The sequence below is a fragment of the Phenylobacterium sp. genome, assembly GCF_016793225.1.
Classification (GTDB): domain Bacteria; phylum Pseudomonadota; class Alphaproteobacteria; order Caulobacterales; family Caulobacteraceae; genus Phenylobacterium.
This window is the reverse complement of the sequence record NZ_JAEUMN010000125.1, coordinates 1-10,200: the sequence shown is the minus strand read 5'-3', so window position 1 is coordinate 10,200 and position 10,200 is coordinate 1. Positions and strand designations below refer to the sequence as shown.

At 70.4% G+C, this 10,200-nt stretch carries 13 protein-coding genes; 7 read left to right on the top strand and 6 right to left on the bottom strand.

The genetic code is table 11. The features are described 5' to 3' along the window. Positions 1 to 17 precede the first annotated feature (17 nt). Together JNK30_RS14860 and JNK30_RS14855 are read right to left on the bottom strand one after the other, a co-directional pair. Positions 18 to 590, bottom strand: coding sequence for an alpha-ketoglutarate-dependent dioxygenase AlkB (locus JNK30_RS14860; RefSeq protein WP_293483276.1), 573 nt, complete (start codon positions 588 to 590; stop codon positions 18 to 20). An 82-nt stretch (positions 591 to 672) separates the two neighbouring features. Next, positions 673 to 1,032 carry a hypothetical protein gene (locus JNK30_RS14855; RefSeq protein WP_293483275.1) on the bottom strand — a complete coding sequence of 120 codons (360 nt, stop codon included), beginning with the start codon at positions 1,030 to 1,032 and terminating at the stop codon, positions 673 to 675. Positions 1,033 to 1,194: 162 nt separating this feature from the next. Here JNK30_RS14855 and JNK30_RS14850 point away from each other — a divergent pair, with 162 nt between their 5' ends. After that, the gene (locus JNK30_RS14850) at positions 1,195 to 1,725 is read left to right on the top strand and encodes a methyltransferase domain-containing protein (RefSeq protein ID WP_293483279.1); all 531 of its coding nucleotides are present in this window, start codon (positions 1,195 to 1,197) and stop codon (positions 1,723 to 1,725) included. On the opposite strand, the gene JNK30_RS14845 is transcribed toward JNK30_RS14850, so the two are convergent. Further along, a complete protein-coding gene (locus JNK30_RS14845; protein WP_293483274.1) occupies positions 1,722 to 2,501 on the bottom strand; it encodes an alpha/beta fold hydrolase in 780 nt (259 codons plus the stop codon). The genes JNK30_RS14850 and JNK30_RS14845 overlap by 4 nt on opposite strands. An 11-nt stretch (positions 2,502 to 2,512) precedes the next feature. Further along, positions 2,513 to 3,775, bottom strand: coding sequence for an LLM class flavin-dependent oxidoreductase (locus JNK30_RS14840; RefSeq protein WP_293483273.1), 1,263 nt, complete (start codon positions 3,773 to 3,775; stop codon positions 2,513 to 2,515). 155 nt (positions 3,776 to 3,930) lie between these two features. Between JNK30_RS14840 and JNK30_RS14835 the strand changes: the two genes are divergently transcribed. The 3 genes from JNK30_RS14835 to JNK30_RS14825 all read left to right on the top strand — a co-directional run bounded on the left by JNK30_RS14835 (position 3,931) and on the right by JNK30_RS14825 (position 5,733). After that, a complete protein-coding gene (locus tag JNK30_RS14835) occupies positions 3,931 to 4,197 on the top strand; it encodes a DUF2061 domain-containing protein (RefSeq protein WP_293483272.1) in 267 nt (88 codons plus the stop codon). Positions 4,198 to 4,211: 14 nt separating this feature from the next. After that, on the top strand, positions 4,212 to 4,643 hold the full coding sequence (locus tag JNK30_RS14830) for a DNA starvation/stationary phase protection protein (protein ID WP_293483270.1): 432 nt from the start codon (positions 4,212 to 4,214) through the stop codon (positions 4,641 to 4,643). Positions 4,644 to 5,109: 466 nt separating this feature from the next. After that, positions 5,110 to 5,733 carry a PEPxxWA-CTERM sorting domain-containing protein gene (locus JNK30_RS14825; protein ID WP_293483269.1) on the top strand — a complete coding sequence of 208 codons (624 nt, stop codon included), beginning with the start codon at positions 5,110 to 5,112 and terminating at the stop codon, positions 5,731 to 5,733. A 146-nt stretch (positions 5,734 to 5,879) separates the two neighbouring features. Here the strand turns inward: JNK30_RS14825 and JNK30_RS14820 are convergent, their stop codons facing one another. After that, positions 5,880 to 7,241, bottom strand: a complete 1,362-nt coding sequence (locus JNK30_RS14820) for an erythromycin esterase family protein (protein ID WP_293483267.1) — start codon at positions 7,239 to 7,241, stop codon at positions 5,880 to 5,882. Positions 7,242 to 7,330: 89 nt separating this feature from the next. On the opposite strand from JNK30_RS14820, the gene JNK30_RS14815 reads away from it, so the two are divergent. The 3 genes from JNK30_RS14815 (at position 7,331) to JNK30_RS14805 (ending at position 9,952) form a co-directional block, all read left to right on the top strand. Next, entirely contained in the window at positions 7,331 to 7,900 is a 570-nt protein-coding gene (locus JNK30_RS14815; protein ID WP_293483265.1) for an NUDIX domain-containing protein, read from the top strand. 135 nt (positions 7,901 to 8,035) lie between these two features. Continuing rightward, a complete protein-coding gene (locus JNK30_RS14810; RefSeq protein WP_293483263.1) occupies positions 8,036 to 8,308 on the top strand; it encodes an usg protein in 273 nt (90 codons plus the stop codon). A 33-nt stretch (positions 8,309 to 8,341) separates the two neighbouring features. Then, complete coding sequence (locus tag JNK30_RS14805) at positions 8,342 to 9,952, top strand: peptide ABC transporter substrate-binding protein (RefSeq protein WP_293483261.1); 1,611 nt, start codon at positions 8,342 to 8,344, stop codon at positions 9,950 to 9,952. On the opposite strand, the gene JNK30_RS14800 is transcribed toward JNK30_RS14805, so the two are convergent. Then, positions 9,943 to 10,188 carry a glycine zipper 2TM domain-containing protein gene (locus JNK30_RS14800; protein WP_293483277.1) on the bottom strand — a complete coding sequence of 82 codons (246 nt, stop codon included), beginning with the start codon at positions 10,186 to 10,188 and terminating at the stop codon, positions 9,943 to 9,945. The genes JNK30_RS14805 and JNK30_RS14800 overlap by 10 nt on opposite strands. Between the last annotated feature and the right edge of the window lie 12 nt (positions 10,189 to 10,200).

Here is a 10,200-nt window from a genome sequence, read left to right as displayed (position 1 = left end):
CGCTGCAACGCCCTTGGTCAGGCGGGGGCGCGCAGATTGCGGAAGGTGATCGAGAAGCGGTGCGCCTTGGCCTCCGGAAGGCTGTGCTCCCAGGTCCATCTCGCCTCGCCGTCGAGCAGGTAGGCCGAGCGTGGGGCGAGGCGGGCGTTCAGCCGCTCGAACCGCGATCCTACCCGGCGGCGGAAACGCATGATGGCCGCCGCCTTTAACGACACGCCGACGACCTTGTCGAACTGCGGCCGGTCCCGATGCCAGCCGATGGGCGCGCCTTCGCGATACTCGTTGATCAGAACGTGCACGAAGTCGGCGGCGGGCACGCCCGCGAAAGCCGCCGCGCGGTCGCGCAGCGGCAAGAGCCAGTCGGGCAGGGGCCACGCCTCGACCAGGGCGCCCGCGCCGCTGAACTCGTAGCGCCATCCAAAGGACACCACGCGGCGTCGCGCCTCGTAGCCCTGGAACTGGAACGGCTGGAAGTCGAGCTCGCCCAGGCGCGTGAGCAGTGCGGCTTCCTCGTCTTGCGTGACGAACGCGGGGCGGCAGGCGAAGCCTGGAGGGCCCTGCGGCGGCAGGTCGAACAGGTCGGCGGCCATGGTCCATCCCGTGCCCGGAAACGACGGCGGCGGGAAGGATGGTCCTTCCCGCCGCCGCAACGTCGGACTGGTCGTCGGGCCCTTAGTACATGGGCCGCTGGTCGTTATAGCCGTAGCGGCGACGGTCGTCGTCGCGGCGGGCCATGCGGACGCTGTGCTGCAGGTTGTCCAGCCGCTGCATCAGGTCGTTGGCTTCCCAGCGGGACAGGCCGTTGTAGCGATAGCGGGCCTCGAGCCGGGCGATGGCGTTGAACTCCATCTTCAGCCGGTACGCCTCGCGCCGGGTCAGCTGGCCGGTGGCCTCGCCGCGGTCGATGCGGTGCATCAGCATGTCCTGGCGCTCGTCGATCGAGCGGGCGGAGCCCCAGCCGTAGGGTTGCGCCGTGGCGGCGCCGGCGGTCAGCGCCGTGGCGACGGCGAGGGGAAGGATCAGGGTCTTCATCGTGTTCTCTCCTCAAAGGCGTGGGATGTGTCGGTCCCTCGTCTTGCGGCGGCGGCCAGAGCGTCTTGACGCCGATGGCCTCCGACGGTTTGCGAAAACCCGGTTCGGCTGGTTTGGTTCACGCCAGATCACGCAGGCGTGAAAGGAGCGGTCGTCGTGAAGATGCTCGTCGCAGCCCTCGCGGCGCTGGTCCTGGCGGCCTGCCAGAGCGTGCCCTCTGACCGCGGGATCGACGTCATCTACGTGCCCACGCCGGAGTCGACGGTGTCCGCCATGCTGGAGCTGGGCGAGGTGCGCGCGGGCGACGTGGTCTACGACCTGGGCTCGGGCGACGGGCGGATCCCGATCGAGGCGGCCCGGCGGTTCGGCGCGCGCGGCCTGGGGGTCGAGCTGAGCGCCGAGCGGGTGCGCGAGGCCCGCGCCAACGCCCGGGCCGCGGGCGTCGGCCATCTGGTCGAGTTCCGGCGGCAGGACCTGTTCGCGACGGACCTTTCGGAGGCGACGGTGGTCACACTCTACCTGCTGCCCGACCTGAACCTGCGCCTGCGGCCGAAGCTGCTGGCGCTGAAGCCGGGCACGCGGATCGTCAGCCACGCCTGGGACATGGGCGACTGGCGGCCGGAGGCCACCCGGGAGATGGCCGACGGCTCGGAGATCTACCTCTGGCGCGTGCCCGAGCGCCCCACGCCCTAGCCCAACCGCGCGATGGCCTCAGCCACGGCCTTCGGCCGCTCGAGGGTGACCATGTGGCCGGCCTCGGGGATCGAGACCAGCTCGGCGCCAGCGATGCCCTTCTTGAAGCCGTGGGCGTACACCGGCGGGATCAGCCGGTCGGAGTCGCCCCAGACGATGACCGTCTTCGCGCGGATGCGGTGCATCCGGCCGGACAGCCCGCGCTCGGGGATGGGGAACAGGATGCGCCCCGCCATGCCGAGCTGCCGGGCGTTGGTCACCAGGTAGGTCTGCAGGAAGTTGGGGTCGGTCACGTTCCGCCCCGCGGTCAGCATCGCCGCGCCGGCTTCCGCGTCGTGGAACAGGAGCGCCGGCATCTCGTAGGGCATGGTGGCGAAGAGGTCGGCGATGGGGTGGTCGTCGTCCCAGAGGCCGGCGGGGGCGATCAGGGCCAGCCGCGAGACGTCGTTGGGCTGCACCGCCGCCATCTCGGCCGCGATCATGCCGCCCATGGAGTGGCCGACCAGGATCGGGTCCTTCAGGCCCAGGGCCTGGACCACGTCCCAGGTGTGGAGCGTGAAATCCAGCATGTCGCGGATCTCGGGCGCCTCCTCCGAGTCGCCGTAGCCGGGGACCAGCGGTGCGTAGACGCGATGGCTCTTCGCCAGCTCGGCCAGCAGCGGATCCTCGGCCGCGACGCCCCCCGCGCCATGCAGGTAGACGAGGTCGGGGCCGGCGCCGCCGACCAGGTAGCGGACCGGCGCGTAGTGGGTCTGGACGGTCTTCAGTTCGAACATCTGGCGCTCCCTCACTCGGCCGGGATCGGCGCGCGCGCCGGGGCGGCCGGCAGGTCGCCGGCGGTAGCGATCTTCGACAGCGGCTTGCACCAGAAGCGGTCGTCGTCCGCATAGTCCGGGAACATGTTCCGCAGGTGCGGCATCACCTTCTCGGCGAACAGCCTGGTCGAGTACATGCACTTGTCGGCCGGCATGTTCCCCACGTGCATGAGGCAGAAGATGTTGCCCACGTGCAGGCCCTTGATCAGGTCCTCCATCCGCTGGCGCACCGTCTCGGGCGAGCCGGCGATCACGTGGCCCTGCTCGGTCAGCTCCTCCCAGGAGAGCTGGGAGTAGCCGCCCACGGGCGGGGCGTATTGCGACAGCGCGCCGGTCTGGATGGTCTTGATGGTGCGGTAGCCGGGCGCGTCCGCGAAGCCCGGATAGACGTGCAGGCAGCGGTTGTAGAAATAGCTGACGTGCTCCTCGTACAGCTTCTTGGCCTCGGCGTCGGTCTCGGCCACGCAGATCGTCTGGGCGAAGCCGGCCCGGTAGGGGCTCTTGTCGGGCGCGCCGCGCTCCTCGACCCGGTTCCAGTAGCCCTGCATCAGCGCCTTGGCGCGCAGGTACCCCGAGAAGCTGAGGTAGGAGTAGCTGTAGGTGTTGTCGATGCAGAAGTCGTAGGTCTCGACCGAGCCGCCGCCCGGGATGTGCACCGGCGGATGCGGCTGCTGGATCGGTCGCGGCCAGATGTTCACGTGGCGCAGCTTGTTGTAGCGGCCGTTGAAGGCGAACGGGTCGCGCTCGGTCCAGGCCTTGATGATCAGGTCGTGCGCCTCGTTGTACTTCTCGCGCGTCAGGCTGGGGATCTGGCCGTAGCAGTAGTTGGTGTCCATCGAAGTGCCGACCGGGAAGCCGGCCACCAGGCGCCCGCCCGAGATGCAGTCCAGCATCGCGAACTCCTCGGCCACGCGGACCGGCGGATTGTAGAGCGCGATGGAATTGCCCAGCACCACGATGGCCGGGTCCTTGGTGCGGCGCGCCAGGCCGGCGGCGATGATGTTGGGCGACGGCATGATGCCGTAGCCGTTCTGGTGGTGCTCGTTGACCCCGATGCCGTCGAAGCCCAGCGTGCCGGCGTACTCCAGGAGGTCCATGTAGGTGTTGTAGACCTCATGGCTCTTCACGGGATCGAACAGGCGCTGGTCGATGTCGACCCAGACGGACCGATGGGTCTCCCGGAAATCGTCCGGCAGATACGGCCATGGCATCAGGTTGAACCATGTGAACTTCATGGGCGCGTCTCCCTGCAGCTCGCATCTGTTCTTGGGCGCCGTCCCGGTGACCGGCCGGCTGGAGCTGTCTGATCGACGATAACCGAAGGCGGGCAGGCGCCAAGCGGCGATCGCTCGTCATAGGTACGATCTATTCCAAATGACGGAACGATCGATTGGATTTCTGGCGCGCGGGCGCCTATCTCTGCCGTCACTGGAAGGAAGTCCCGATGCGCCTCGCCGCCAAGACCGTCAGCTGGTCGGTCGTCCACATGACCGTCGCCATCGCCGTGGCCTACGCGCTGACGCGCAACTGGCAGGCGGCGCTGGCCGTCGGCCTGATCGAGCCGGTGTTCCAGACCATCGCCTACGCGCTGCACGAGCGCGCCTGGCGGCCTCGCGCCGTCCCCGTCCGGGTCGGCGCCCACCCCCATCCCCGTTGAGGAGGACGAACGCCATGGAAACCCAGGACAAGGTCGCGGGCGAGCTGTCGAAGCTGCTGGCCGACACCTACGCCGTCTACCTCAAGACCCACGGCTACCACTGGAACGTCCGCGGCATGAACTTCCACGCGCTGCACGGCATGTTCATGGAGCAGTACACCGAGATGTGGACCGCCATCGACCTGGTGGCCGAGCGGATCCGCGCGCTGGGCCAGCTGGCGCCGCAGGGCTACGCCGCGTTCGCGCGGCTGTCGTCGATCAAGGACGGCGACCCTCATCAGGACGCCGCCGGCATGCTGCGCGAGCTGGTCGCCGACCATGAGGCGCTGATCGCCGCCGCCAAGGCCGCCCGCGAGGGCGCCGACGACGTCACCGCCGCGGTCATCGACGCCCGCATCGACGCGCACCAGAAACACGCCTGGATGCTGCGCGCGACGCTGGGCTGAGGCGCGGACCGCGGGCGCAATCCGATCCTTGCTCGTGGAGGCGTGTTGTTGGTCCACGAATGCACACGAAGACCACGAATGGCCGCGGAGAGGCCTGGGTCCCATCGTTGGATAGCTGTCATTCGTGGTGTCTCATGAGGACGCTTCGCGTCGGGCCCGTTACTCGACCACCAAGCGCACGAAGGGGCCGTGAGCTGAGCGGCTCCGGATCTCTTGGTGGTCTTGGTGGTTCGAGAAGAACGGCGCCTGCGGCGCAGAGGACGCTCAGGTGAGCTGCGGCAGTCGAAGCCGGAAGCCTGGGGAGCTGGTCCGTCAAGACATCACGTAGGTGGGGAAGCGCCGGCCTCGGCTGGAGGTAAGGCAGCTTCCCCGTGCAGAATTTGCGGCGAAATCGCGGCGGGGCTGGAACATCGCTCGCCGGCCCTGGTTGGGGCTGCGTCAACCTTGTGACGTGTGGAAGCCCTTCATGAAAAAGCTCCTCTTCGCTGCCGCGGCCACCTTGGTGCTGGCCGGGAGCGCGCAAGCCGCCGGCGTCACTCCGACGCTGGACGCGGTCACGCCCTCCGGATCCAACTTCGAGTTCATCTACAACCTCACGCTCGACAGCGACGCCGGCGTCCGCCCCGGCGACGGGCTGATCATCTACGACTTCGCCGGCTTCGTCGGCTTCGGCGCACTGCCGAACCCGTTCATCGAGGCGACGACCGAGCTCACGAGCACGGTGTCCACCGATCCGGACGCGTTCCAGCCGGTGCCCGGCTTCACCGACGACCCGACCGTGGAGAACCTGGTGTTCCGCTGGACGGGACCGCTGACCTTCACGGAGGGCGAGCACCCGCCGATCCAGTTCTTCCTGTCCGCAATCTCCACGTTCTCGGGGATCCGCTCGGACGGCTTCACCAGCCTCACCGTCAAGAACAACGGCGCGACCGCCGGGCAATCGCTGTACGCGCAGGGCGCCGTCGGGGTGCCGGTGGGCGCCGCGATCCCCGAGCCCGGCGCCTGGGCGCTGATGATCATGGGCTTCGGCGGGCTGGGCGCCATGCTGCGCCGGCGCAACAGCCGGGTGGCCTCCCTCACGCCGGCCTGACGGCCGCAGGGGCGGCGCGCGGACGCTGACCGCCTCCAAGACGCTTGCTGCAGACTGCAGGGCGGCCCATCGCGCACCCGCCGGTGGGCCGCCTTCTTGTTGTGAGGAACGGGGCGAGGCTGACCTCGGGGCCGTCGGCGATCTCCCTACACCCCGAACGGCCAGGTCTCCTCGGCGCCGGTCTCGTGGCGGCCGCGCTCGGCGGACAGTGGGGTGACCGCCGTGGTCTCGTCGAACCAGACCCAGGCGTCGAACTGCTCGGACAGGCGGCAGTCGGCGTAGTGGCTCTGGCGCTCGGTCTCGGGGCGGTAGACGACGCCGATGAAGCGCTGCGGGCGAGGTTCCCAGAGCGCGCGCCGGGCGGGGCCGTGGTGCCCGGGGCGCAGGTCGAGGAGGAAGCGGGGGAGGCCCGCGTCGTGGGCTTGGCGCTCGTGGCTGTCGGGGAGCGAGGGGCGCACGCGCCTGATCTCCATCGCCGCGTCCCAGTCGCCGGCGCAGGCCACCGTGCCGGCGTGCGTGCCGAAGCCGATCAGGCGCGCCTGTTCGCCCCAGGCCTCGCGGCAGAGCTGGCCCAGGTTCAGCTGGTCGCGGACCATGCCCATCTCGGTCGCCCGGGCGTCGCCGATGTGGGAATTGTGCGCCCAGACCACCGCCTTCGCGTCGCCGCCGCGCGCCTCCATCACCGCGGAAAGGGCGTCGAACATGTGCCGGTCGCGCAGGTTCCAGGCCTGGGCGCCGCCGTCGTACATGGCCCGGTAGTAGGCCTCGGCGTCGCGGACCAGGCGGGCGCTCTGGGCGGCGTCGAGCAGCGCCTCGTCGCCGCGGTCGGGCTCGCGAAGCCGGCGCTGGAGGAGGTCGGTCAGCATCGCCGTGACCGCGCCCTCGCAGGCGGCGTAGCGGCCCGACACCGCCATCCGGCCATAGGCCGCCGGCTCCTGCGCCCAGGGGGCGAGGCAGCCGTACCGCGCGCGCGCCACCTTGGCCGCCTCGGCGTCGACGCGGTCGAGGTAGTCGATCACCGTGCGCATGGAGGCGGCGAGGTTGTAGAGATCGAGGCCGCAGACCCGGACCTGGGCCCCGCGGGGCCTCGCGGCGTTGTGCGCGGCCAGCCAGCGGGTGAAGGCCTGGAACTCGCGGTTGCGCCACATCCAGAGGGGGAAGCGGGCGAAGGCCTCGCCCGCCGGGGCGGGCCGGCCGTGGATGTGGGCGTTGCGAACCTGAGCGTCGAGGATGGCCGCGTCGGGCCAGTCGGCCTCGAGCGCGATGATGTTGAAGCCGCGGCTCTCCACCAGCCAGCGGGTGATGGCGGCGCGGGCGCGGTAGAACTCGGACGTGCCGTGGCTGGCCTCGCCCAGCAGCACGACGCGGGCGTCGCCGAAGCGGTCGAAGAGGCGGCCGAAGGCGGGGTCGTCGGGGTCGGGCAGGCGTTCGGCGGCGGCGGCGATGGCGCCGGCCGGTCCGCGCGGCAGGGCGCGGGTCGGCTCGACCTCGTGACCAATGTCGGGCATGGCGGGTGACCCCGTGACGGACGCGGACGCTGAGAACGGTGCGAGGCTGCGCGCCGTTCCCGGCCGAAGCGGGGTGGGAGCATGGCGAAATGTCGACGGTCGAACTCCGCAAGGTCGAGACGGCCTACCAGGGCTACCTGACGCTGCTGGTGGCCACCCTGGCCGGGCCGGACGGGACGACCTTCCGGCGCGAGATCGAGCACCACGGCCGGGCGGCCTGTGTGCTGCCCTACGATCCGGAGCGGCGGACGGCGCTGATGGTGAACCTGCCGCGGGCGCCGGTGATCTGGGCGGGCGGCCCGCCGGCGCTCCTGGAGGCGCCGGCGGGGATGGTCGACAACGAGGACGCCGAGGACACCGCCGTCCGCGAGGCGCTGGAGGAGTGCGGGGTGCGGCTGGGGCGGCTGGAGGCCGTGGGCTCGCCGTTCTCGACGCCGGGCGTGTCGTCCGAGCGGATCGACCTGTTCCTGGCCGAGTACCGGGCCGCAGACCGCGTGGCCGCCGGCGGCGGGGTCGAGGGCGAGAACGAGCTGATCGCCGTGGAGGAGGTCCCGCTGTCGCTGCTCTGGACCTGGGTGGAGCAGCGCCGGATCGAGGACCTGAAGTCGCTGGCGCTGATCCTGGCGCTGCGCGTGCGGCGGCCTGAGCTGTTCGGCTAGCAGCAGCCTTGCCGCATGAGTGCTAACATATTGGAATCTTGAAACTTTCGTTCAGAATCGTGCGTACTGTCAGGGTGTGCGGCCCCGCCCGTGCGGCGTGGCCCCTGCGGTCCAACGCGTGCGAGGTGGAACTGAATGAAAGCGTCGCCCGAATTCCGGAAGCAGCTGGCCGGCTATGGCCTGACGACGGCCGAGATCCTGTACCGGCTGCCCGACCATCCTTCGCTCCTGCAGAGCTACATCTGGCAGGACTACGACATCTTCCCGGAGTTCCCCACGCTGCGGAAGTTCCTGGACTTCTGGCATCGCACCCTGGAGGGGCCGCTGTTCAAGGTGACGGTGGGCCACTGCAAGCTGATCAAGCCGGCGGAACTGCGCGCCGTCGGGGCGGACTTCCGGCTGAACTAGACAGGACGCGGGTCTGCGTAGACTGATGCGGGCGTGATCCGCCGCGCCGTGCTTCTCCTCGCCCTGCTCCTGGCCGCCTGCCAGGGGGAGCCCCAGCGGGCGGCCTGCCCGGCGGGCAAGGTCTGCCTGGAGTACGGCAACAACTCCGAGCCGCAGACGCTGGACCCGCAGAAGGCCAACCTGGTCGACGAGGCCGCGATCATCGGCGACCTGATGATGGGGCTGACCACCGACAGCCCGGACGCCAAGCCGGTCCCGGGCGCGGCCGAACGCTGGACGACCAGCGCCGACGGCCTCACCTGGACCTTCCACCTGCGCCCGGCGCGCTGGTCGGACGGGCGGCCCGTGACCGCGGACGACTTCGTGTTCGGCATGCGGCGCACGCTCGATCCGAAGACGGCCTCCATCTACGCCTACCTGCTCTACGTCATCGAGAACGGCCAGGCGGTGAACGAGGGCAAGGCGCCGCTGACCGCGCTGGGCGTCCGGGCGCCCGATCCCCGCACGGTGGAGATCCGGCTGGCGCACCCGGCGCCCTATCTGCCCGAACTGCTGAAGCACCAGAGCTTCTTCCCCGCGCCGCGGCACGTGGTGGAGCGGTACGGCGACGGCTGGGTGCAGCCGGGGCGGTATGTGGGGAACGGGCCGTTCCGGCTGACGGGATGGCGGCTGGGCGACCGGATCTCGGTGGAGAAGAACCCCTACTTCTGGGACGCCGCCAACGTCTGCCTCGACCGGGTGAACTACTATCCGACGCCTGACGTGGTCTCGGCCGAGCGGCGGGTGGCGCGCGGCGAGCTGGACCTGAACACCCGCTTCCAGTCGAACCGCTACGAGCGGCTGCAGAAGACCATGCCGGGCGTGGCCCGCACCGGGGTCTCGCTGGCGACGGCCTACCTGTCGTTCAACACCCGCGACGTGGCGGCCTTCCGCGACGTCCGCGTGCGCCGGGCGCTGTCGATGGCGGTGGACCGCGACTTCATCACCGCCAAGCTGCTGCGCGCGGGGCAGCAGCCGGCCTACGCCTTCACGCCGCCGATCACCGCGGGCTACGTGGGCGCGGGCGAGGGGCCCCGGCTGCGCTGGGCGGGCCTGCCGTTCGCCGAGCGGCAGGCGCAGGCGCGGCGGCTGCTCGCCGAGGCGGGCTACACCGCGGCGCGGCCGCTGAAGCTCACCATCACCACGCCCAACAACACCGACACCCTCCTGCTGATGGAGGCGGTGCAGGCCGACTGGCGGGCGATCGGCGTCCAGCCCCGGATCGAGCAGAACGAGGCGGGCGTCGCCTTCGCCGCCTACCGCAACCGCGCCTTCGAGATCGGCTCGATGAGCTGGTACGGGGACTTCAACGATCCCGTGACCTTCCTGGGGCTCTTCAAGAGCGACACCGGGGCCCAGAACTACGGGGACTACAAGAATCCGGCCTACGACGCCCTGCTCGCCGCGGCCGACCAGGAGCCGGACCTCGCCGAACGCGCGCGAATCCTCGCCCGCGCCGAGCAGCTGATGCTGGACGAGGAGGCGATGATCCCGGTCTACTTCGTGGTGAACCGCAACCTGGTGAGCCGCCGGGTCACGGGCTGGGTGGACAACGCCCCCAACTTCCACCGCACCCGCTGGCTCTGCCTGAAGCCTCAGCGATAGACGTAGCGGCAGCGCTTCTTCTTGGCGTTCGACTTGGCGATCTGGTGGCCGGCCACCGCGCCGACGCCGGCGCCCAGCAGCGTGCCTTCCGTGCGCGCGCCGTTGCCGGCCAGCTGGTTGCCCAGGACGCCGCCGGCCACCGCGCCGATCACCGTGCCCTTGTTGGCGGACTTCTTGACGCTCTTGCAGACGAGCACCCGCTTGGCCGCCTCGGCCGGGGCGGGAACGGCCGCCAGCGAAAGTCCGAC